Annotated in this window: 21 protein-coding genes and 1 pseudogene; 17 read left to right on the plus strand and 5 right to left on the minus strand. The window is 58.2% G+C overall.

The features are described from left to right. Positions 1–17: 17 nt before the first annotated feature. Genes AC3FOF_RS32345 through AC3FOF_RS32355 form a run of 3 tightly spaced genes read right to left on the minus strand, consistent with a single transcriptional unit; the run spans position 18 to position 3,227 of the window. Positions 18–989: an AraC family transcriptional regulator gene (locus tag AC3FOF_RS32345; RefSeq protein ID WP_488728927.1), complete on the minus strand. Its 972-nt coding sequence runs from the start codon at positions 987–989 to the stop codon at positions 18–20. Further along, on the minus strand, positions 982–2,214 hold the full coding sequence (locus tag AC3FOF_RS32350; protein ID WP_488728928.1) for a M20 aminoacylase family protein: 1,233 nt from the start codon (positions 2,212–2,214) through the stop codon (positions 982–984). The genes AC3FOF_RS32345 and AC3FOF_RS32350 overlap by 8 nt, the downstream gene beginning before the upstream one ends. A gap of 11 nt (positions 2,215–2,225) precedes the next feature. Further along, positions 2,226–3,227, minus strand: coding sequence for a tripartite tricarboxylate transporter substrate binding protein (locus AC3FOF_RS32355; protein ID WP_488728929.1), 1,002 nt, complete (start codon positions 3,225–3,227; stop codon positions 2,226–2,228). Positions 3,228–3,355: 128 nt separating this feature from the next. On the opposite strand from AC3FOF_RS32355, the gene AC3FOF_RS32360 reads away from it, so the two are divergent. Next, on the plus strand, positions 3,356–4,261 hold the full coding sequence (locus AC3FOF_RS32360; RefSeq protein ID WP_276264665.1) for a LysR family transcriptional regulator: 906 nt from the start codon (positions 3,356–3,358) through the stop codon (positions 4,259–4,261). Between the two features lie 317 nt (positions 4,262–4,578). Here the strand turns inward: AC3FOF_RS32360 and AC3FOF_RS32365 are convergent, their stop codons facing one another. After that, a complete protein-coding gene (locus tag AC3FOF_RS32365; protein ID WP_488728930.1) occupies positions 4,579–5,004 on the minus strand; it encodes a transcriptional repressor in 426 nt (141 codons plus the stop codon). A gap of 633 nt (positions 5,005–5,637) precedes the next feature. Between AC3FOF_RS32365 and AC3FOF_RS32370 the strand changes: the two genes are divergently transcribed. The 16 genes and pseudogenes from AC3FOF_RS32370 (at position 5,638) to AC3FOF_RS32445 (ending at position 22,430) form a co-directional block, all read left to right on the plus strand. Continuing rightward, positions 5,638–5,976 carry a hypothetical protein gene (locus AC3FOF_RS32370; RefSeq protein WP_276264667.1) on the plus strand — a complete coding sequence of 113 codons (339 nt, stop codon included), beginning with the start codon at positions 5,638–5,640 and terminating at the stop codon, positions 5,974–5,976. A gap of 1,355 nt (positions 5,977–7,331) precedes the next feature. Then, complete coding sequence (locus AC3FOF_RS32375) at positions 7,332–7,574, plus strand: hypothetical protein (RefSeq protein ID WP_276264669.1); 243 nt, start codon at positions 7,332–7,334, stop codon at positions 7,572–7,574. 1,000 nt (positions 7,575–8,574) lie between these two features. Next, positions 8,575–9,225, plus strand: a complete 651-nt coding sequence (locus tag AC3FOF_RS32380) for a hypothetical protein (RefSeq protein WP_488728931.1) — start codon at positions 8,575–8,577, stop codon at positions 9,223–9,225. Between the two features lie 231 nt (positions 9,226–9,456). Beyond that, complete coding sequence (hfq, locus tag AC3FOF_RS32385) at positions 9,457–9,735, plus strand: RNA chaperone Hfq (protein WP_488728932.1); 279 nt, start codon at positions 9,457–9,459, stop codon at positions 9,733–9,735. Positions 9,736–9,871: 136 nt separating this feature from the next. After that, positions 9,872–10,048 (plus strand): hypothetical protein, encoded by a 177-nt coding sequence (locus tag AC3FOF_RS32390; RefSeq protein ID WP_488728933.1) that lies wholly within the window; start codon positions 9,872–9,874, stop codon positions 10,046–10,048. Between the two features lie 250 nt (positions 10,049–10,298). Next, entirely contained in the window at positions 10,299–10,937 is a 639-nt protein-coding gene (locus tag AC3FOF_RS32395; protein WP_488728934.1) for a polysaccharide deacetylase family protein, read from the plus strand. Next, the gene (locus AC3FOF_RS32400; RefSeq protein ID WP_488728935.1) at positions 10,924–12,087 is read left to right on the plus strand and encodes a glycosyltransferase family 4 protein; all 1,164 of its coding nucleotides are present in this window, start codon (positions 10,924–10,926) and stop codon (positions 12,085–12,087) included. Before AC3FOF_RS32395 ends, AC3FOF_RS32400 begins: the two co-directional genes overlap by 14 nt. 282 nt (positions 12,088–12,369) lie before the next feature. After that, entirely contained in the window at positions 12,370–12,951 is a 582-nt protein-coding gene (locus AC3FOF_RS32405) for a hypothetical protein (RefSeq protein WP_488728936.1), read from the plus strand. A 47-nt stretch (positions 12,952–12,998) separates the two neighbouring features. Then, a complete protein-coding gene (gene bcsR, locus AC3FOF_RS32410) occupies positions 12,999–13,379 on the plus strand; it encodes a BcsR/BcsP family cellulose biosynthesis protein (RefSeq protein ID WP_430869519.1) in 381 nt (126 codons plus the stop codon). A 472-nt stretch (positions 13,380–13,851) separates the two neighbouring features. Further along, entirely contained in the window at positions 13,852–14,139 is a 288-nt protein-coding gene (locus tag AC3FOF_RS32415) for a primase-helicase zinc-binding domain-containing protein (RefSeq protein ID WP_276264677.1), read from the plus strand. Positions 14,140–14,193: 54 nt separating this feature from the next. Continuing rightward, a pseudogene (locus AC3FOF_RS32420) lies at positions 14,194–14,457 on the plus strand (DUF7146 domain-containing protein); the annotation flags it as partial. Positions 14,458–16,732: 2,275 nt separating this feature from the next. Continuing rightward, positions 16,733–18,049: a replication initiation protein gene (locus AC3FOF_RS32425; RefSeq protein WP_488728937.1), complete on the plus strand. Its 1,317-nt coding sequence runs from the start codon at positions 16,733–16,735 to the stop codon at positions 18,047–18,049. A 290-nt stretch (positions 18,050–18,339) separates the two neighbouring features. Further along, positions 18,340–18,651 carry a hypothetical protein gene (locus AC3FOF_RS32430; protein ID WP_488728938.1) on the plus strand — a complete coding sequence of 104 codons (312 nt, stop codon included), beginning with the start codon at positions 18,340–18,342 and terminating at the stop codon, positions 18,649–18,651. Between the two features lie 631 nt (positions 18,652–19,282). Then, complete coding sequence (locus AC3FOF_RS32435) at positions 19,283–19,657, plus strand: hypothetical protein (protein WP_488728939.1); 375 nt, start codon at positions 19,283–19,285, stop codon at positions 19,655–19,657. 992 nt (positions 19,658–20,649) lie between these two features. Further along, positions 20,650–21,366: a ParA family protein gene (locus AC3FOF_RS32440; RefSeq protein ID WP_276269450.1), complete on the plus strand. Its 717-nt coding sequence runs from the start codon at positions 20,650–20,652 to the stop codon at positions 21,364–21,366. Continuing rightward, on the plus strand, positions 21,366–22,430 hold the full coding sequence (locus tag AC3FOF_RS32445) for a ParB/RepB/Spo0J family partition protein (protein WP_488728940.1): 1,065 nt from the start codon (positions 21,366–21,368) through the stop codon (positions 22,428–22,430). Before AC3FOF_RS32440 ends, AC3FOF_RS32445 begins: the two co-directional genes overlap by 1 nt. A 429-nt stretch (positions 22,431–22,859) precedes the next feature. Here AC3FOF_RS32445 and AC3FOF_RS32450 read toward each other — a convergent pair whose 3' ends face one another. Beyond that, a complete protein-coding gene (locus tag AC3FOF_RS32450; RefSeq protein ID WP_488728941.1) occupies positions 22,860–23,246 on the minus strand; it encodes a zinc ribbon domain-containing protein in 387 nt (128 codons plus the stop codon). Between the last annotated feature and the right edge of the window lie 90 nt (positions 23,247–23,336).

Raw genomic sequence — 23,336 nt, forward strand, 5'->3', positions numbered from 1 at the left:
GGAGATGGACAACAAGACTAGCGGGGGCTAAGGCGGCGTGTCTGCGACGGCAGCTCGCCGAACGCATCGCGATACACCTTGGCGAACATGCCAAGGTGCTTGAACCCCCAGTGCATCGCGACTTCAGCAACCGACGCGTCATCGCTCTGCAGAAGTTCATTGCGCACGCCCTCCAGCCTAACCCGCTTCAAGTACGCCATTGGCGTGGTGTTCTTGAAGGTGGCGAATCCCACCTGCAGGGCGCGCACGCTAACGCCAGCGGCCTTGGCGATATCCTCGACAAAGATGCTGTCCCGCGCATAGGCATGGATGAACTCGATCGCGGATCTGACGTGCCGTGGTGACGGTCCTGGCGTCTTGACTACCAGCCTGTCGGCGTAATTGTGCGGCAAGCCCTCCAGGAAGGCCCCCACGGCAACGTCACGTATGCTGGCCGCCGTGGCCATCGCCGTCACCCTGGATCCGTCATCGCCAAAGCACAATTGCATCATCTGCATCACGGCGCGGCCCAGTCTCACCCCATCCGATTCTGGGGAGACCTCGGTCTGGAATGTCACCGGGCGCGTCACCGGTGCTTCCAGCAGCGTCGATAGTCGCTGCGTGATATCGGTTGCGCCGACCAGCAGTATGTCGTAGCTGCCGGCCTGCCATTGCCATTGTCTGACCTGCGTCGCTTCCAGAACTGCGCAAGCGCCTGCCGACCAAGTGCGCTCCTGTTGACCAATCCGGGCCCGCAGTTCGCCCTCGTGGAGCAGCACCAGCGCGTAGCCATCGAACGGAGTGTCGAACCGGAATCGAACACCCGTTTTCGTCTGAATTTGATGCGTCACCGCTCCGCCAGCGAGGCTCGACGCCAGCCGCACGTCAAGATGGTCTCCCCTCCCCGATTCGATCGCGACGTTGCCCCGGATCGGTCGCAAGCGCGCCGAAAGTTCGTCGGCGTCGCTTGCGATAACCGTCTCGGCATGGATCTCTGGTCTTTCAATCATCTCTGCCCGCTAATCGCCTGCATTGCTCGGACGAGTCGCTGAGAAAGCGCTGCGCCAGCAAGGCCCAGTACGCCCCGCCGATGGGCAAATTGTGGTCGTTGAAGTCGTAGCCGGGGTTGTGCACCATGCAGGCACCATGGCCGACGTTGACACCGTCCCCCGTACCATCTCCATTGCCGATCAGCAAGTAGCTGCCCGGTACCTGCTCCAGCATGAAGGCGAAGTCCTCGCTACCGGTGAGCGCACGGGTCTGCAGCTCGACGCGGTTCGCGCCCACCAGCTCCACCGCCACCTGACGGGCAAAGTCGGTCTCGGCAGGCGTGTTGATCAGCACCGGATAGTTACGCTGGTAGTCGACGTGCGCACGCACACCATAGCTCTGCGCCTGGGCCTGCGCCAGTTCAACGATACGGCGCTCCAACGTGTCCCGCACCCCGCAATCGAGCGAGCGCACACTGAGCTTGAGAGTGGCGGTCTGGGGAATCACATTGTTGGCCGTGCCGGCGCTGAATGCGCCGACCGTGATTACAGCCATGTGCAGGGGGTCGATGTTGCGCGCCACGATGCACTGTAGGCCCATGACAATGGCGGCCCCCGCCACCACCGGGTCGGCAGCGCAGTGCGGCATGGCACCGTGGCCGCCGGTACCTTCGAGGGTAATGGTCACGTTATCGGATGAAGCCATGGCTGCGCCGTCTCGCAGTAGCAGCTGGCCTTGCGGGTGGCCGGGCATGTTGTGCATGGCGAAGATGGCGTCGCACGGGTATTTGGTGAACAGGCCGTCTTCCATCATCTTCTTCGCACCACCCTGGCCTTCCTCGGCCGGTTGGAAGATCAGGTTGAGCGTGCCGTTGAATTGCCCTTGCGTGGCCAAGTGATGCGCCGCCGCGAGCAGCATGGCCGTGTGGCCGTCGTGGCCGCAGGCGTGCATGACGCCATGGTGGCAACTGGCATGCGCCAGGCCCGTGGCCTCGACGATGGGCAGTGCGTCCATGTCGGCGCGCAGCCCCAAACGCTTGCCACCTGTGCCGCGCTTGAGTTGGCCCACCACGCCGGTGCCCCCGAGGCCGCGCTCCACGGCGTAGCCCCATTGGGTCAACCGGTCGGCCACTAGCTCGCTGGTGCGGAATTCCTCGAAACCGAGCTCGGGATGGCGGTGGATGTCACGCCGCACAGCGATGAATTCGTCGGCATGGGCCTGCAGGGCTTCCAGTACGGCATTCATGGACTCGCCCCTTATTGCGGTTGCAGGTTGATGGTCTTCGCAATCGCGCGGAAACGCGCGGTCTCGGCCTCATAGGCCTTGCTGGCTTCGGCGGGGGGCATCGGCTGTGCCACCAGGGTGTTCTGCGCTTCGAGCCGGGTGAGCACAGCGGGGTCAGCCAGCACCGCGCCCAGTGCCTTGCTCAGTCGCTGAACAATCGCCTCCGGCGTGTCTTTCCTGACGAAATAGCCGGTCCAGGTAGAGAAGTTGAAGCCCTTGAGCAACTTGCCTTCATTGACCGTGGGAATGTTCTTGAGGGCGGCCAGGTCGGTGCGGGTAGCGTTGATGCTGGCAATGATCTTCAGACGGCCCTGATCGGCCAGCGCGAATTGCTGCTGCGACACCGGCAGGATGGCGAAGTCCAACTGGCCGCCACTGAGGTCCTGCATCAGCGGTGCACCCCCTTTGTAGGGTATATGAAGCATGCTGGTGCCAGCGGTGTGTGCCATATGCTCGCCCAGTACATGGTAGAACGAGCCAACACCCACACTGCCATAGGTCAGCGGCTTGGTCGTCGCGGCACTGCGCGCCAGCGTGACCAGTTCATCGGCAGTGTTCGCGGGCAAATCCCTGCGGGCCAAGATCATCATCGGCGCAATGCCGATCATCTGTACCAGCCGGAAGTCCTCGCTCTTGAACTTGATGGCGGCATTGGCCAGCGGCGCCAAAATGAGCTCATTGGGGGAACCCTGGAACAGGTAGTAGCCATCGGCAGGCGCGTTCAGCACTTTTTGTGCCGCGATCGCACCGCTCACACCACTCAGGTTCTCCACCAGAACCGGCTGCCCCAACTGCTTGGCCAGAGGATGGTTCACCACGCGCGCGATCGTGTCCGACAGGCCGCCGGCTGGGTAGGGCACCACTATCATGACCGACTTGGACGGAAAAGGATCGGCAGCCACGGCGGCACCGGCCAGCAGCAGACCAACCGCCAGCGTTCCGAGTCTCTTGAGCAAGGCAAGGGGGGCGTTCATGGGGTGTCTCGTGGGCGTGAAAGCAAGGAAAAGTCGGACCGACACGAATCCTAGAAATACGCCTAATATTTGTCCAATGCATAGTTTTTCTGATTCCTAAAAAAAAAACTCATAGATACGGGGAACCCATGAACCTGAAGCAACTGGAGCACCTCTTGGCAGTAGCCGAAACCGGCTCCTTCAGCCGTGCCGCAGAACAATTGCATCTGACGCAGCCAGCCCTGAGCCGCAGTATCCAGATGCTGGAAGACGACCTGGGCGTACGCCTGATCGACCGGATGGGCAAGCGAAACGAACTCACGCCGCTCGGCGAAGCCGTCGCGACACGCGCGCGCCATCTGGTGTTTGGCGCCGAGGAAATGCGTCGCAGCATTGATTTGCTCAAAGCGGGCAACGCTGGAGTGATCCGAGTTGGTTTGGGTTCGGGGCCCGGAGCCATGCTGATGACACCGCTCCTCATCGAAGTGGCGCAACGGCACCCAGACGTGCGCGTCAGCATCACGCGAGGCGCCATTGAGCTACAACTACGTCAATTGCGCCAACGCACACTCGATGCTCTGGTGATCGAAATTCGCAGTGTGACGCCAGCGCCCGACCTGTCCCTCGAAGTTGTGGCTGAGATGCGGGTCGGATTCATCTGCCGGTGTGGCCACCCGCTGCTCTCCGTTACTGCGGAGGGCGTTGCATTCGACGAGCTGTTACGCTTCCCTTTGGCCTGCACACCATTGGCAGATGAGCCGGCACGTATACTGGTCCGGCATTTCGGTCCGCGCGCGGATCCGCAACAGGCCGTGCGCTTGCGTTGCGAGGAAATTGCGAGCCTGATCGAGACCGTGCGGGCGTCGGATGCAATTTTCCTGGGTATCGTAGCTGCCGCACGGAGCGGTATCGAGTCTGGTGAGCTAGTCGAACTGGTGACTTCGCCCCCCTTGATCGCCAGCGCGCGCTTTGCATTGGTGACACTCGTGGGCCGTACCGAAAGCCCTTCAATGCAACTATTTCGCCGCTTCGTGGCTGATCGGTTGCGGGATTAAATTATCTGTATGACCTCCCCGTGCGCGACACACCATCTCGCATGTAGTTTCATGCCCGCACCAATACCGATGCAAATTCGCGGCGAAGATCGCGATGCGACGTTGGCGCTCCAAAGCTCGGTGATCCGCCCGCCGCACGCTACGGCTTAGCAAAGCATCCCTTTCCAATTGCGGCTTCAGCGGCGTACGCTCTTGTCGTCGGACCTATGTGCATCACGATTGATCTGGCCACGACGCTCCTACTTCACGGCACCTGGGCGCCTTTGCCGAAATCGCAGTTGCCCCGCATCCAGGCAGGACAGCGCTGGCGAGCGCCGTCAATGCTGAAGGCATCGCTCGCACACGCCCCGCACCGCTACCTCCGCCTGCAAACCTCGGCTCCCTTTGGCCGCCCAGGCATCAAGGGCAACTTGCATCGCGTCGCAAAGCTCCGGCAGCTCCATCAGCCGGAACTGCCGATGACAGCTTCGGCACTCAAAACGCGGTGACAGGTTCAGCGTCGATGCAGAACTTCCTGGACAAGCGACCCAGCCGTAGCGGGCAACTCTCTCTTGGTCGACGAGTCGCTCAAGCAGCCCAGCAGCGACGAACCTGTCCAGAAGGCGATACAGGATCACCCTGTTGATGTCGAACCGCTGCTCGCGCAAACGGTTGTAGATTTGCGGGTGCGTCAGTAATTCCTGGCCTGCCTGCTCGAACAGAACAAGCAACTGCCGCGACGCGGCCGTACAGCGAATCCCCATCGATGCAAGCTTCGTATTGCGGTTTCCGGCGGACGTCCTCGACCTCGGGCAAAAAGCGGGCGAAGTCCCGGTTGGCACGGCAACTCTCAGGGCACGCAGGCCTCGACTTGGCCGCGCCAATCCGCATGGTAGCGACATGGCAGCGTCGGAGCCCGCCATTCCGGCAGCGAGCGCCGCACGCGCAATCCCTATGGCTCCCAGTTAGGTGCTATTGCACGCAGCCGTCGCCCACTGGAGATCTGGAAGACCTCCCATTCGGCCTGGCGTCGTATGCACGATAGGCTCGCTTTCGGGGCGCGCTGTTCGCTCTGATCGCCTCGATCTCGAGCACCGCTCGGTAGCCGGCCTCGGAGGTAGTTCCTGGCGTTATCACGAACTTCACACCGCGATTAGCGGCGTCGGTAGCATCCAGCACCGCGGGAGCACTGTCCGGGCCCAGCAGGAACGACAACTGCTGCGCAGCAAGATGTTTTAGTGCCGAGAAGCGTTGCCTGACAACCAGGCATCGGCGTCATCGTGGATCCCGTTGGCACGTCGCTCCCTGTTACAGGCCGTAACGCCTGTATAAGTTCACAAATATGCTCCCCCAAATTGGCCGCATAAAATACCAATGGAACCATCGGGAGCATCGTCATGCGGAGAGTCCTGGCAATTTGCGCACTGGCTGCGGGCGCTGCTGTTACCCCAGGTATCGTTGAGGCACGCGTGGATGTGGGTATTGGGATTGGCATTCCCGGGCCTGTGTTCGTGGCTCCACCGCCTCCCGTTTACTATGAACCTCCCCCGGTTTACTACGAGCCGGTCCCCGTTTATGTCGAACCGCAGCCGGTTATTGTTGCGCCCGGCTATTACGGCGATTGGCGGGCGCGAGCCTGGCAAGAGCGGCAGTGGCGAGAAAGGCGCTGGCACGAGCGCGAGTGGCGCATCCACCACCGGGGGTGGCGTCGCGGGCATGACGATGAAGATGATTGAGCTAGGCGAATACGCGCGCTCCGATAACGCGAGTTAGCAAGTAACCGCCATCCGAAAGACAGGGTGCGTCCGTAGAACGACGGCGGCCACGAAAAGCCGGGAGAAAGCCAAGAATGAAGCACCGCACAATCGGCAGGGTCCTCGTAGGCACACTATTCTGCATCGCCTCGTCGGCCTTTGCCGCAACGAATGTCAATACTCGCGCTGGCGCTTCTGGCGTCGCTCACGCGGAACCCACCCCTGTCTATGTTGCGCCTCGGCCTGTCTATATTGCCGTCCCAAGCTCACGCTACTCGCCATATAGGAGTGAGAGCGAACAACAGGAGGATTACTGGCATGAACGGACATGGCGCAAACAGGAGGAGCATAGCGACCAAGGCCATCGCAGTCGAGAGGAACGCAGCCTACACGGGCACGAAGGCTGACACGGACCTCCAATCGAAAAGCTCTCGATGTGTTGTGGAAAAATCCAACCACGGAGGCAACGACCGAGCCTAACAACGCGCTCTGAGACCGGCTTTACCGACAGCGGCCGTCGCACGCACCCCCTATGACGCCCAGTTGGGTGCTATTGCACACAGCCGTCGCCATCAGGAGATCTGGAAACCGTCCCGTTCAGCCTGGCCTTGTACGCGCTTCACCATCGGCCGGCCATTTGCCGGCTTCATCTGCCTGATCTTGCACCTCACGCTGATCGGCTGGATTCTTGCAACGATCTGTGCCGTGCACTCACTCGGCCAGACCAGAAAATCCAGAGGGCATTGCGCCAGAGAAGTATTTGTGCCTCCCCACGAATGGAAGGCCCGCTTCGGCGGGCCTTTTCTTTGGCGCTTCAAGGATTTCGCTGTCCAAAGCGAAATATTGGCATCTCTTTTGCGCTGTACATATACAGATAGCGCAGTATATTAATCCCCCCGCAAGCGGGAATAGAGGTCTCATCAAATCCTCTATGCTAGATTCGTCGCCTGCCCCCCGGCTCGGTCGACGTGCGTGTTAAGTCGCCGATCCCAGGACGGCGACTTTTTTTCGTTAGTCATCCCGGCTTCAGCTCAAGCACCAGCGGGTTGGAACAACGGTCTACAGTCGTCTCCGAGGTCTCGTCGCGTCTCATGAGCTGGCAGCCCTCATTGCAGATGGTGCCGGTCGCTGGTGGGCTCACAGCGAGGCTGGTCTGAACCGCGTCCTCACGATCTCATACTTCGACGCACTTGGCTTCCCCGGATTCATTTGACCTCAACTCCTCGATCCGCCTGGTGCGGACCTGCGTGCGAGGTGGTGTGGCAGGGGCGCGGCTACCCGCCGCCGCCCATCCCGATCAATAACGGCGTTTCGCTCATACGTACTCAGGATTTTCGATGGCAAACGGAGAAAGGGGCGGAAACCCAACGAATCTGGTCAAGCGGGTGGTGGCGCTGTGCACCGTGATTGCCGTTGGCATGTTTGCGATCCTATTGCTTCGGCCTGACCTGGCCGGGAAACTAGCGGCGATCGCATTGCTGTTGGTTGGGCTCCTGGCTGCGCTGCTCCTCGAGTTCCACGAGGGGAGGATCGAGGCGCGCCGCTGCAGCGATCGCACCGATCCACCCATCGAGCCCTGAGACAACGATATACCTTGGAATGCGTGTGTAATCACAATAGACTACGCCGCCATCGCCGAGCAGTGCGGGTCAATCAGACCCTCACGGTTTCGGAGTTCTCGCTTCCCCCCGCCGGTGGAACAGCGACGTTCAAGGCAACGCTACTCGCGAACGCGACGGACCCGAACAAGATGCTTCCCGCCAGCGTCGCGGTGATCATCCCAGACGCGCCGCGAGCGGCCAAGACCACATACCCCGCCGAGCTGGTTGGCACGAACAATTGGCAGCCGGTGGACAAAACCTGGAGCTTCACGACTCAGTGAGCGACGGTTCTGCGTTTTAGAAGGCCCGTTTCGACGGGCCTTTTCAATTCGCCGCCGAGCCTGAAAAGAACACGGCCCGCCGAAGCGGGCCGTGGTGCTGCCAGAAAATACAGGCGGCGTCGGGACCACTAGCGGGAGGCTTCTGGCTACCGACTCCACCCCTACGCCACGATGGGCGTAGAAGGTGCCGCGTGGCACGGCGGCACTTTTAGATTAGGCCACTATTCCTGCTCGCAGTGCCGGTCATTGTGACGATGATGTAAAAAGCTGCGCTGTTGCGATAACCGGTGCGTGTACTAGATGATCGGAGCTCATACGAGCGAGTCCCTGCACTCTACCTCGTTCGAAGGAGGCCCCGCGACAATCTGCAGAGCTTCTTATTTTGGGGAGCAAGCTGAGTTGACAGTCTGTGATACGTCCCGTGGACGCATGGGTTATCGCATTCACGCACGCCATTCACATGAATGTCACGGAGAGTGAGGATACGGAGCAAAAGACCGCCTAAGCTATGGATGCCGCACGGCTTTCGCGGCGGGCTTAGCGTCTTTCGTGGCGCCTTGATTGCGTTGCGTACTACAACTGGGCGGTTGGTTATTCGCGACGCAGTGAAGCCCTTCGTCATGTAGGTTCCAGGCCCGCTTCGGCGGGCCTTTTCTCTAGGTGCCACCGCACCCACTCCATTTCAATAACCAGCAATAATGGGTATCTTTATGCGCCCAACACCCTCGCATCTCGCATTCCTGCTGATTTCGGTAATCGCACTCTCAGCATGTGATCAGAAGGCTGCCAGTAGGAGCCCATTTGATGAGCCGCTGCAAGCGTTTGTCGCAAAGCACACTCAACTTTGCGTCGTTGCTGGCCCAAGTAGCTATAGCTACGATACGTGGCCCACCCAGGTTGATGTTCGGTATTTCACCGACAAGCATTGGGACGAGTGGAATAACGCGGGCGACCGTCTGAACGCGCTAGCCGCGGCGGGTCTGATCGAGTATGTAATCGGTCCTAATCAAGGCTTTCGCACGTACTCTCTGACCGACTTGGGGAGGCAGAAACTCCACAAGAATGACACGTCCAGACCGGGCTTGGAGGCAAAGGGAGATGAAGGAAGACTGTGCTTTGGGACACAGAAATACCGAGGTGTCGTGGGTGCAGAAAAGGCCCCGGACTTCTTCGGCTACGAGGCCAAGATGGTTAAGTACAAGGTGGATGTGACTATCGAGACATGGGCACGGCGCCAGGACGTCCAAGCGGCCTTTGAGCAAATCAAGGAATATGGCGCTGGAGGTATCCGCGAAAAATCGCGCCAATTGTTGCGAAGAGAGGACGGTTGGATAATTCCGGCGCCGTAGATCGCACCTGGGACAGGTTCGATTGCGCTGTCCAACGCGAACGATTGGAATCTCTTTTGCGCTAGCCATATACAGATAGCGCAATATATTAACCCCCCCGCAAGTGGGAATAGAGACCTCATCAAATCGTCTATGCTAGATTCGTCGCCAGGCCCCCCGTCTCGGTCGACACTCCATTAAGTCGCCGATCCTAGGACGGCGACTTTTTTTCGCCAGTCATCCCGGCTTCAAATGCAACCTGTCGCACCCGGTCCCCAGAATTGGCTGCTCAATGTCGCACGCAAGGAGCGAAGGCGGGTCAAGGTGTATCTGGTCTCCGGCGTCGGGTTAGCTGGTTCAATCAATTCGTTCGACAACTTTGTTGTGCTGCTGAACACAACTCGCGGCTTGCAGGCAATCTACAAGCACGCCATCGCTTCCGTCCAGTTGGATGACCTTGGCTGTCTGGCGAGCTCGGAGAGCGATCCCAAGGCGCCGGCCGTGGCCGTGCGAAAACGCCGTCCGATATGAGACTGAGGACGGCCTGTTCGCAGCAAAGAATCCCGATTGCGCAGAGTTTGTGAAATTTGCGCACCATTAAGGCTACCGCGCTTGCATGGCCTTGCATTGCGGACAATAGTTCCCTTTCGCCCCAAGCAAAATCGACATGCAGCCAGATTGCCAGCCGGTTCGAATTTCGCTCGATGAATTGAGACCGCTCGCCGCCACCCCAACCGACGGCTCCTTGCTCAAGCACGCGACCTTGCGCGTCATCGCCGAGCAGGAGGATCGTCAGCACCGGCAGGAGGCGAAAGCGCTAGGGCTGCTCATGCAGCCCGACTAAGCGGGCAAGACGCGCCGCGAGGATCTCCTCTCGCAGGCGATACGTTCCCGGCCTTTCATTGCTCATAATTTGTGTCAGGCGGAGCCGTTATGCTATTGGTAGCTGCTGCAGAATACGCCGTCGCATTTCTCGTCTCGTGACGTCGCGTATCCCGATCCTCATGTATCACCAGATTGACGTGCCACCGGCCCGGGGCGCGCCGCTGCGCGGCCTGGTGGTGGCACCGCGCGATTTTGCCTGGCAAATGCGCATGCTCAAGCTGATGGGCTTCCACGGACTCTGCATACGCGAGCTAGTGCCTTATCTGCATGGCGAGAAGGTTGGCAAGGTTGCCGGCATCACGCTGGATGACGGCTATCGCAACAACATCGAGCATGCCTTGCCAGTGTTGCAGCGCTTCGGCTTTACCGCCACCTGCTATGCCGTCAGCAGCCTGGTCGGCAAGACGAACGAGTGGGATACATCGATCGGCGTGCCGGCCAAGCCGCTGATGGCGCAGGGCGAGCTGCGCGAGTGGGGCCGGGCAGGGATGGAGGTCGGCGCGCATACGCGGACGCACATGGACTTGACCAAAGCGGACGCTGCAACCGCCCGCGACGAGATCGAAGGTTGCCGCCAGGAACTGGAGGATATGCTTGGCGAGCCGGTCCGTCATTTCTGCTACCCCTTCGGCGAGTACGACAAGGCGATTGTGGACCAGGTGCGCGAAGCGGGCTTCCACACCGCCGTCACCACCAACCGCGGTCGCGCTAGCGCAGGGCACGACTTGTTCCGCCTGCCTAGAGTGCCGGTTTCGCGCACCACGCATCCAGGCCAGTTCCTGCAGAAGTTAATCACCGCCTATGAGGACCAGCGCGGTACGGACGCGGCCAGCCATGATGCACGGTAACCAACGCGCGGTGACGCCCGCCTCCCAGTTGCGTGTGCTGATCCTTAACTCTCTCCTCGACGGTGGCGGCATCGATTCCCATACGCTTTCACTTTGCCGGGCCCTGCAGTTGCAGGGCTGCGAGGTAACCCTGGCGGCGCCCCACGATGCACGGTGGATAGCCGCCGCGCGCGAGATGCAGGGGATCTGCTTGCTGGAGCTGAACGCCAAGCGCATCGCGTGGCCGGAGATACTGGCACGGCATCTCCGGGAACGGCAAATGCATGTCATTCACGCGCATCATGGCCGCGACTACTGGGTGGCGATCCTGGCATGGATACTTTCTGGCCGGAAGGCGGCGGTCGTCGTGACGCGCCACCTGATGACAAGCCTCAAGGAGCGGACGCGCCGATACCTAGCCGCGTCTTCCAGCGTGATTGCGGTTTCCGACGCGGTACAGAATGCATTGCGTCTTGTGGATCCAGACCGCACCTTGAAGCTCAGGCGGATCTACTGCGGCATCGATACCGAGCGCTTCCGCGCCTGCACCGCGGAACGCCATCGGGTCCGCAGAGCCCTCGGGGTGCCTCATGAGGCATGGATTTATGCACTTATCGGCGGGGCACAAAAGCCGGACGGGAAAGGACAGTCTTACTTCGTCAAGGCCGCAGCGCAGGTATTCGAACGACATCCTCATTCGCATTTTCTGTGTGTCGGTGATGGAGACCTCACCCCGCAATTACGCCGTGAGGCGAATTCCCTAGGGCTAGACAGGAATTTCCACTTTCGCTCCTTTGAGCACGATGTGGCATCGCTGATGCAGGCGATCGACGTGCTGGTGCATCCGCCCGTGGGCAGCGAAGCGCTGGGCCTGGTCATCCTCGAAGCATTAAGTTGCGGCAAGCCGGTAGTTGCCACTTCGCTGGACGGCATTCCAGAGACCTTCATCGACGGCGACCACGGCGTACTGGTGCCGCCGCGCGACGCCAATGCCCTGGCCGTGGCGATGAGCCGGCTGGCAGCGGACCCGAGGCGCGCGGCGCGCATGGGAAGCCGGGGACGTCTATGGGTGGAGGCGAATTTTTCGCTCGCATCTCTGGGCCGCGAAACGGTGCAGTTGTATCAGGACTGTCTGTCGGGTGCACGCCATCGACAACACCGCGCTAGCTAAACCGCGTCAAGCCGTGAGCGGACATCGATCCCCTCTCGCGACCAATAGTTTCCCAGCCAATCGTTCCTTAGAATTTGTATCGAGCGGAGTCCAGTATGCAAATCGCAGCTGCTGCAGGATACGTCGCCGTTCTCCTCGCCGCCCTCGTTACTGCGGTCCGGTGGGTCGCTAAGAATGATTCTGGTCATCGCGACGACTGAGCGACTGAGCGATAGGCGATAGCTGGATACACGAGGCGGTATCTCGCGCCTCCCCTCTTCCCTTATTTAACGGATTCGTGCCGTGCGCAAGCTCTTCTCCGTCGTGGCGGCCAATCTGGTTGTGCTACTCCTGGCCGGCTGCCTCGTTCCCGAGAAACTCACGGTGTCGGTCTTGGTCAAGCGGGACGGCACCTATACCTATAGATACGAAGGCACCGCGATGTCGGTGCCGGCTACGATCCGGCTCAAGGAAGGTGCCAGACTCTCGCCCAACGATCTGCAGGTGCTTAAGCAGGACGCCGCACGGATGGCAGACAGACCCGGGGTCCGCAAAGCGATCTATGTTGGCGAAGGGCGCTATGAACTCTCCATAGAGCAGGATCTGCAACCTGGCCAGCCATCGGACGCTTTGAATTTCGTATTGGTTAAACGGGACAAAGAAGGCGTGTTCACTATTGCGCCGGCGCCCATCAGCAAGAAGGACCTGGATGCGCTGCGGCAGCTCGGCTTCAAGGTCGACGGCACGCTGGAGGTCCGCCTGCCGGCCTATGCCGAAGTGGTAGACCACAACGCTCACGACGAGCCAGGTTTCTTTAGCAAGGCCTATCGCTGGAAAATTGGCGCGATGGATGCCGCGCCGACCATCCGCTACAAGCTTCATTGAGTTGGTGGAGCGATATCGGCTCGCCCGACAAACGGCGGGAGACGCGGATGGCGAGTTTTGCTCCGGTTGCGAACGCATGGGACGGGCAGACAATTTCGCTAAGTCGCTATTCCAACGAAGGAAATTCTCCAGTGCACTCTGACGATCTATCGAAGCTGTTCCAGCGCGTTGGCGGCACCTCCCAAGACTATCGCCAAATCGTGCGTGAGGACTCGGTCCTGCAGGCGCGCGGCCGCTGGCCGCTGTTGGCCTCAGGACGAGCTGCCACCGATTCTGCGCGGCGGCGCCGGTGTACCGCATACGCCCGCCCTCCTGCAGCCCCGAAGATTGCTCCACCGGCGGCACCGGTACCGCCGCCTCCCACCGAGTTGGCGACCGTCTTTGCCCGCCTGGGCGGATCTGGCACGCCTGCGGCTTGTTCTCCATGACCCCATCGCGACACAGCTCCACCATCACGACGGTGGACGCAATGTAGTAGAGGGGATCGGCCGCCTCCCGCTTGAACGCCAGTGCCTTGATCAGCTCGTTGGCGATGTCCGAATTGATCATGTCCTCGGTCAGGATCAGCACGAAGCGGTTGGCCTCCGTCTCGACCAGGCAGATGAAATGGCAGGATGACGCCTGCAGGTTGACTTCTTCATAGAGCTTCTTGTTGAACGCCGGCAGGTCGTCAATGTGGTCGATCGGCTTGGATGCGGTCCGGTAGCCGCCAGCGGCGCGCTGGGCCGTTGGCGGGTGACGCACAGCACAGAAGGCCTCTGGGCCTTCCGGCTGCTTCTTCAACCCCGCCCCCCTCGAGGCTTTCCTCTTTTGATCGCCTTTCCGAGGCAGGAGAACACAATGCGCTTGAACCTCAATGAGGTCGACTAGGTAAGAGTCCTGACACCTGCCCAGCTCGACGTGAAATGCCTGTCGAAGCGTCAAGGCCCCTGCCCGCTCTGTGGGGGCAAGACCCGCTTCCGCTTCGACAACAGGAATGATGCCGGCACCTATTTTTGCAACCACTGCGGCGCCGGCAATGGATACACGCTCCTGCGCGCCTTCGCCGGCATGACCGATCGCGAGGCCCTCGAATTCCTGGAGGGAGAATCAGGCTGTCGGCCAGCCGCCCACTACGACGAGCGCAGCCTCAAGGCAAAGGCGGAAGCCGAGGCCAGAGAGAAGCGCGCGAAGCTGAACGCGGCCTAGCCGGGTTCGGTGGCCATCACGGAGACTTTGCCAGTATGAGTCTACCTCAGCCAGCAGGGGCCTGGCCTGCGACTGGCGTGGCTCTTACCCGATCTTCGGTATCACCCGGCCATGGCCTATTGGGATACAGACGATCAGGACAAGCCGGCCAACTGCGGCGACTGGCCGGTCATGCTGGCCAGGGCAAGACGTGCCGATGGGACACCAGTCACGCTCCACTGCACCTACCTGAGCAAAGATGGCTACAAGGCGCTCTTCGTCGATATGAAAAAACAGATGGCGAGCCCCAAAAGCTCGCCGGCGCCGCCATTCGCCTGAATTGCCCGACCACCCGAAGCCGCAAGGCCATCGTCTGCGACGGGATCGAAACCGGCCTAGCCTTGGTGGCCGCCACCGGCAATCGCATCTAGGTCTGGTACCTGTTGAACGCCAGCAACCTGGCTGCCGCCGACATCCGGCGGGATCGCTTCGACGAAGTGATCATCTGCTCCGACCGGGATCCTCTCGATCCGAAACACGGTTAGCGACCCGGTGAGCATTTTGCGGAGCAGCTGCAAGCACGTTTGGTGACGGAAGGCTTTGCCGTGCGAATGCGCGTGCGGAAGACCGAGAGGCTGGACTATTCGGACCTTTGGCTTCGCGCGTCGCATCTGCGTGTGGCAGTCTAAGCTTGGAGAGAAACTCATGGGTATCGGGAGGCAGATCTGCCGTGTCCATGCCCCTCGAGCTGTAGGCTGTTCGGACTGAAATGCCAACAGCATTACATGCGGCCGAAGCAGGACGTCGTGCCCTCTATAAGGGCGACAACCCCCCGCGCTACGAGGAAGCGGTATCTCGCTGGGCCCCCGCGAGCTGGCGCCCAGTGCATCGCCTTCTGCGGCTTGAGGGGCTGATTCGTTTCGCAGTCTATCGCCGGCAGCCTTAGAACGAGGGGAAAATCAGTGATGTATCCTGCAAGCCAACGCCGGTCCTATGGGCCGGCTTGAACCCGTCCAGCGTACAGACTCGACGGATGACCGGATGTGCATAACCCCTGTGATGTGTTCTCTTGCTCCTGCACCGGCGGCAGCTTGCTCCTCCGCGTTTCTAGGGTTTTCCCCAACACTGTTCACCTATGCCCCAAATCCACAGCCCTATAGCCCCAATCTGCTTCACCTACCTCCCCAAATCCACAGCCCCTTTCCCCCAAATCTCTTCACCCAATCCCCAAATCAGTGCACGATATGGCCCGGAAACCCTTTACTGGAGCGGGTTTCCGGAAGTCAAAGGTTTACCTAAAGGTTTACAGTGTTTACGAAATACACGTAAACACTACATGTGCCTTCCCTTAGATCCTCTTCAAGGAAAAGTGGCCTATAGTGCTCTCTGATGGATTCCAGCTGTACTTACCAAGCCACTGCATCTTGTGACTGAACTGATTCAGGATAGGGATAGATCATCCGTTCTCGGTAGGTGAAGGGTTTTGGGGAGATAAAAGGTGACCATTTTTGGGGCGATTTTGGAGTGGGTCCCAAATCAGTTCACCTATTACGCCTACGTCTGGATGACTAACGTTCTTGTTTACTTGTGAGCGCACACTCTCTCTGTAACCACCATACCAAGCGGAAAAAAGCCAAGGTGCTGCACGAGGAAGCGAACGCCACGGTTACATGCCCGAGAAGAACACGGTTAAGGTGAACAGATTTGGGATACTTCGTCCGCTCAGCGGTTTTGAAGAGCCCCAAGAGGCACATAGTTAGGTGAAATGCGGCGAATTCGCTGCGCCGGGGAGTTCCGTGTGGCACAGACAGCCGCCGTATCGGCCCCTTACTTAAGATCTCAGGTGAAGAGATTTGGGGGAAGCAAAAGGTGAGGACTTCTAAAGAGAAGTCCTATTTATAAAGGAAGTAGGTTAAGTGATTGCTTACACTAAGAAGCAGATGAAGAAATTCCGCGAGTGAGATAGGTGTAGAGATTTGGGGTGCCGATTAGGTGAACACTTTTGGGGAAGCACGTATGTGTCACCGGACGCCTCGACGGAGAAGCTGATTTTCTCGTGAGTGCTCTCGCCCGCTCAGCCCGCAGCGGAGGATTGTGGGCCCAACACTAAGTACTGGTGTTCTGCCGCCGAGAGGTGAATGGTTTTGGGGCTTGTCGCGTAACTTGCCAGCCTAGAGGGACTTGCCAGGCCATGCTCCATAGAGTTCGACTGCTTGCAGTACCACGTTTCAGGAAGCAGATGCCTGGCGGCGATAAGGTGAACAGTTTTGGGGTGGCAGAGAGGTGAATGGTTTTGGGGGTGTATCGCGTACCTTATCAATGTAGGGGGAATTCGCTAGCACATGACCCATAAAGCACTTCCACTTGCAGCGCTACGTTTCAGGAAGCAGATGCTTGGCGACGCTATGGTGAACAAATTTGGGGTGCCAGAAAGGTGAATGATTTTGGGGTGCGCGAAAGGTGAACAGTTTTGGGGAGATGATAGGTGAACATATTTGGGGAATCGGTGTGGCAAGAGTTCTCGGAACGAGAACAACAGAAGTAATTTCCAACTAATAGAGCTTGATAGGTGAACGATTGATCTCTAGTATTTCACCTAACCTAGCCATCGTCGGTGCCTCGAATGTCCAAAGCCAGCAGCGCGTCAAAGAGCGGGCAGATTGCCCTCTTCCAGCAACAGGAAGCGCCGGAACCATTCAAGAAGGCAGTGCAAGCCATCCATGTCTCTCCTGTCGGTAGTGCGATTACTCTCCAGCAGCGGCGGTTGTTCAATTCTCTGATCAAGAACGCCATCGAGCAACGACTGCAAACGAACGAGCAAGCAAGCACGTTTAGCATAGGTATCCCGCAAATGATGGCGGGTCTTGGACTTACAACTAAGGATACGGGGTACATAAAAGAGACCGCAAAATCTCTCATGCGTACGGTCGTCGATTGGGATCAATTGAACAGCGATGGAACGTCGACCTGGACTGGGTCGACGCTCATTGCCGGGGCGAAGATCACAGGCTCAATGCTGAGTTATTCGTTCGCTCCACAGATCTGCGAAGAACTCCTGAACCCTGAACGTTACGCGATGATTGACATGCGGATCGCACGGTTATTCAGAAGGGCCCATACGCTGGCGCTGTGGGAAAACACCGTGCGATACGAACGAGTCGGTCAGACAGGTAAGATGTCGCTGTCGACGTTCCGCAGTTTAATCCTTGGACGGGAAGAAGGTGAAACAAAGTACAAGGAGTACAAGATATTTAAGCGCGCAGTCTTGATCCCGTGCATCGCCGAAATTAATGCGATCTCCGATCACAATATAGAGTTGATAGAACATAAGGTAGGCCGATCGGTTGTTGACCTCCAGTTCAAGATTGAGCGCAAGAAGGAGGACGAGATCCAAGAGGACATCGATGTGGATCTTGTCGCGAACGTAGGCAAATTTGGCATCCCTGTATCAGAGGCCCGGAAGATGGTGCGGACTTATGGCGCTGAGAGAGTCCGGCAAGCTGTGGATTACACGAGGGCTCGGCAGAGTAAGAAGCACTCTACGCCAGTCGAGAACGTCGCGGCCTACTTCAGGAAATCACTCGTAGAAGATTGGGGGAAGGGCCAGGAGCCCATTAGCGAAACCGCACAGCCGCCAGTCGTTGCGAAGCGATCTGCCGCTAGGACTGCCGGCGAAGCTCGCGAGTCGTTCCTGGCAGCACGACTACCTGAAGCTGAGAAGTATTTTGCTGAATTGTCTGATCAGGAGCAGAATGACCTGATTGGACGGTACAACGAACAATGTGAGTCTATAAAACTTAAGATTGTCCCTGCCAAACAGGCAACTAAGCTTGTTAAGACCAGTTTCTTCACGTGGGTCGCGGCGCGAACATGGGGAGAGCCGACGTCGGAAGATATCTTGGATTTTGTTCTCTCTGGGAAGATTGCTTGAACGGTCCTTTGCCGACGCATCCTCTCTCCTAGGGCCGCAAGGCTCAGGAGGAGTCAAGTCGGCGGCAGTCGTTAGGCTGCTCTCTCTTTGCGCCGAATGCTAATCGGCGCCCTACCGCCATTCCACGGTTGCATTTCAATGGTTTGCTGACAAAGTCATCCCCTGCAAATCGGTTATCGTTTCCGCTGTTATCCAACTCTCGCACGGTCCCACACGATGCCGGCGGGCAGCACGCGACGTTCGATGCAGGCAGCCGGTACGACTAGTTCAGTACGGATGACGGACTGCCGGTGGTGAAGTCCGAAGAGGTCGCGGCCGAGTTGGTCACCTCGCCGGACAACGAGCTGCGTGTTGCTGCAATCGGCGTCCACCGTGGCATCACGGTGCAGATCTATGCGAGCTCGGGAGAACAGCCGGGCTGGGCGATGCAGAAAAATGGCGTAAGAAGGAGCGCGCCCGCAAGCGCTGGCAGCGGCGCATGGCGTGCCGAGTCAAAGGATCCGCAGGCTGGCGCAAGGCCAAACATCGCGGGGCGCGGTGTCAGCAATCTGCCCGGAACGTTCGGCAGGACTTCGCGCGCTAGGAGAGCTGCCGCCTTGTGACTGGCGAGGGAACGCGACTGCTGGTGTCGAGGCACTACGCGTTAAGGCAATGAGTGCGCGGTCGAAGGCGAAGCAGGACGAGGCGGGCAGGTGGCTCAAGAACCAGGCTCGCGCCAAAGCGGGACTCAACAGCAGGATTCTGGCGAGTACTTGGGGCAGGACGCTCACACTAGCGCAATACAAGGCGCTGCGGCGAAATAGGCTCGACGTCCCAGCAGTGCCGCCGCATCACAGCAGAGTGTAGTCCGTGCGGCCACATCTATCCTGACAAGCGGCCATCGCAGGCAGCGTTTGTCCGCCAACGTTGCGACTATTGCACCAACACCGATCACAATGCGAGTCTGGCAATTCGCATCGTGGCATGGCGCTGGTCCGGGCGGGAGAGCTCTCGACCAGGAGCAAGAAGAAGACGAGCCTCAGTACCAAGGCAGGGGTGGGATGCTCCGAACCGAGGTCCGGAGGGGCCTCGACGCTGGGAGGGACCCCAGTAAGAAATCGGACGGGCAACTGCTCGATGCAGGAGTCGCTGAACCTGGTAACCGCCCACTAGCAGGCTGCTGAAATACTATTTTTCGAACCTCGCCGCAGAACTGACGACCTCGCAGAACGGCGCACAATCGATTTTTCCGACTTGGTTGGGGGTAAGGCACCCCCTTGGTCAGCCAAAATTGGGGGTATTAAAAAAAGGTATTTCAGCAGCCTGCTAGAAGCAGCGGGCTTTGGCGGCTGGAGTATTCATCATCCGAAGGTCGTTAGCGAAATTTCGCTTTCACACGTGAAAGCGCTGCACATCGAGAAAATTAAATTTGATATTTATTTTTATACAAAAATAACTAGATATCCCATTTTTGCGAAACGTTTTGATACGCGCGCCTCATTTCCGCGTTTCGCTGCCGTCCGCCTGACTCTATGCCGCCAACTGTTTACGCCTGATGGAAATAACCCCCCTTTCAATATTCGCTCCTGCGTACACTGGCTGGTCGTTTTCACACGTGAAAGTTGCTGATGCCTAGACTTGTTGACATTAAGCGCATGAGCCATGCAGCATTCCTGGCGAACTGCATTCGCGGGTAGCATTTAGCAGATTAGATATGCCTGTGGGCTGCGAGGTGCGCGGTTGATATCGCGCAGACATCAGCTACTTTCATGCATGAAAGTTCAACTCGGTAACCATAGGAACAGAATTTTCCCATTAGGGCGCTCTCACACGTGAAAGTCCTCATCTCACGGCGGTAACTTGTCTCTCAAATGGCGATGATATATTCCGCCTTCATGTGTGAGTTCCGTTGCTAGGTTCTCGCACATTCTTGTTTGAGTGCCGATCTGCATTTTCAGCGTTAGGCGACCGAAGTGAAACGGAATACAGAATTGGATCTCGACTCTCGACCTGGGCTAAGAGAAGCACTTTCACGCATGAAAGTGCTTCTCTTAGCCCAGGGGGAAATCTGCTGTGCCGACTAGCGTTGGTGAACTGCTCTTACACATGAAAATGGCCTGGATAGAACACAGATTGAGGGGCCTGTAATATTTTGACGTGAAGGTTCGTGATCGATCGGGAAAACAGCCTTGTTTGTGTAGGTAAGTTGAATTAATCTCTCGAAATTTTGGGGGGATGAGCTTCGGAGCAAAACTGGGTCTAGACCATTTTCAATAACGAACGCACTTTCATGCGCGAGCGTGTGCATCTCACCCCGAAAGGGGATTTGTCATGTCCACTGGCAGCACCAGGGTACTTTCATGCGTGAAAGTACCCCTTCGTAAGCCGGTCTAGATATGTTTTCGCCAACAAAACGCAGAGGGTAGCCCGCTGTGCGGGCGGACTCGCTTGCCGCTTTCATGCATGAAAGCCTCGCCAAGCGCATGAGATGTTGCTGCTGGGCAACGCAGATGTAAAAATTCTCTGGATTTTTTGCTGAAAAGTGCCTATTAAGGACGATGTCAGGTTAAAGTTCTTCCGTGAAAAATCGCGAAATATTTATATATTTCCTTGGAAAGCATATGCCAGCTAAGATTGTTACCGTGTTCAATCAGAAGGGTGGTTGCGGCAAGACCATGGTCTCTATGCAGCTAGCCGGAAGCTTCGCACTCCGAGGCTATCGCACAATGGTGGTCGATATGGACAAGCAGGGCACCAGTACAATCTGGGCGGGCCAGGCATCGGCCGAAAGACCTTTCCCTGCAACGGTTATTAGCCTGGCGCCCCTGCGTGAGAAGCTAATTGGAGAGCTTGCAAAGCACGCAGAGCTTCATGACATCATCTTGATTGACTGCCCCCCTGCCATTGAATCGTCGATCCCGTGGGCGGCATTGAACATCTCTGACCTGGCATTGATTCCGGTGATTCCGTTGATGGATAACGTTTGGGCGAGTCGGGAAGCCAAAGAGCTGGCAAGACGGGCTCGCGAAGAGAATTCGGAACTTCAGACCTACTGCGTTCCGTCGATGGGGCGTCGAGGAAACGTATTTAAGGCATGCACTGAAATCTTGCAGGAGGACAGCGATATCCCCCTCCTTGCTACCGGATTGCAACAGAGGAATGCCTACGGTGAATCCCAAATGTTTGGACTGTCCGTCCACGGTGTTGCGGGGGCATCTGCCGCCGTGAAGGAAGTGGAGGAATTGGCAACCGTAGTACTCGGTAGGCTAGGAATCGAATCAAAGCAAAAAAACAGGAAAGGGAAGGGCGGTGAAGTCAAGCAGCGGGAGGTCGCATAATGGGTAAGAGCAAGCTGGATCTGATGCGTGAGCAAGCCAACAAGGCGGTTGCAGCTGCACCGCCGGCAGATCGTTTCGCGCGTGCTCAGGCCCTTGTCGAGCGCCAGCCTAATGGGTTCGCAGAGAAGAAACCCGATGTTTCCGTCTCCAGACAATTTGTTTCGGCGGAAGTGTTGAAGCCGGATTTCAAGCATGAAGTCGCAGAGGAGGCATCCGCAAAATCGGTGACATTGGTATCCAGTGCCTCAGCAGCAGGGCCATACTACGAAGAAACTGATATCGGCCAGATTGACGACAATCCATTTAACGCTCGCCGGCTCTACCGTCCCGAGCGCGTTCATGAACTTGCCGAGAGCATGCGAGCGGACGGCCAGTTGGTCCCAGGCATCGCAACGATTCGGGACGGCCGCCGTGTACTGGCTGGTGGGCACTATCGCTTAAAGGCGCTAAAGGTTGCGGGTCTGCCTACCATGCGATTGTTGGTACACCCGAATCTGACTGACCAGCAGCTTTATCAACTGTCATACAAGGAAAATGCCGAGCGGGAAGGCCAATCTCCGCTGGACAACGCACTGGCCTGGAGGTCCTTGATTGACGACGGTGTCTACCCAAACGAGTCGGCCATTGCCGAGGTCACGGGGATGTCGTTGTCTAATATCAACAAGACTCTGGCGATCCTCAAGTTATCGGAGCCAGTGCTTGAGATCGTGCGTGAAAAGCCGGAGGCATTTGCGCTCACCACACTGTATCAACTGACTCTGCTGGAGAAGGTTGCCGGTAACACCGTCACAAGTGCGATGGCGACAAAGATTGGCCAGGAACAAGCTTATTGCAGGGACGTGGAGGAAGCTCGCACCCGTTACGAATCTAAGCCGCCCCGCAAGCAAAAGGAGACCTCCCGTCAGCATCGTCTCCTTGACCGGGAGGGCAAACCACTTGGAGTGCTGAAAGATTGGGATTCCGGGAAGGTATCATTTGAAATCACGCTGCTCGATCCAGTGCAACGCCGCGCGCTTGTCGATGAGTTGAAGGAGCGATTCGCCTCATCCCAGGAAGAGAAATAGATCATTGGCACGGCGGGTGTCGTGCTTTCGCCGCTTTCATGCGTGAAAGTACTGTCGCGTTAGACATCTGCTACTTGTCGCATGAAAACTGCGCAAAGGTGAACGGATTTGGGGGGGGCTGTCGCCGCCATGCAGCTACCTAAAAATGATCGGACATGCCATCCATAGTAGAGCTAGCGGACGCCCCAGATTGGAAGTGAAGCTTCCCCCAAATATGTTCACCTATAGTCAGGGTAGGAAGGTCGCTGATACGATCCGTAGCTGAGTTGGCACACGGCGCCAGATTGCACATGAGTTTTCCCCAAATCTGTTCACCTATAATTCGGCATGCCCGACGCCCTAACGTTTGATTCCTAGGGCTGATTGAGCGAAGGTGAAAATGTTTGGGGCACCTGGGCATGAGCTACCCCCCTGACATCCTCCCTGCACTCAGCCATCGGCTGCCGCGCGTTGCGCGGAAAGGGCGAGGATTCGTACGGCGCTCAAGTGCGGCATCGAGCCGTCCTCTGAGTCACTTCGGCGGGTTCCTGCAACTGGCGGCATGATCGCACCGCCCACTTCACAGGCTATCTGGGGCTGTCCCGCCCTTAAAACATTGATCGAGCCTACCACATCGGTGTGTTCCTCGAAACCGCACACGACGCACTCAAACGTGGCTAGGTTGGGCCGGTTCTCCGCCGCCACGCGTCCGCAGCACGGGCAAGTCCTGTTCGTGCTCTGCTGTAGTATGGCGACGAGCCGGCCACCGTTCCAGGTCAGCTTGTAGTCCAGCTGGAGCCGGAACTCGTACCAACGGTCCAGGATTGCCTTGTTCAAGCCAGACTAGGCCCGAACGCTCTTGCTTGGAGCATCCGCCGTGCCTGTCGCAGATTTGGACATATTCTTCACCTTCAGGTCCTTGATACA

The organism is Cupriavidus sp. 96C5-1 (assembly GCF_057798855.1).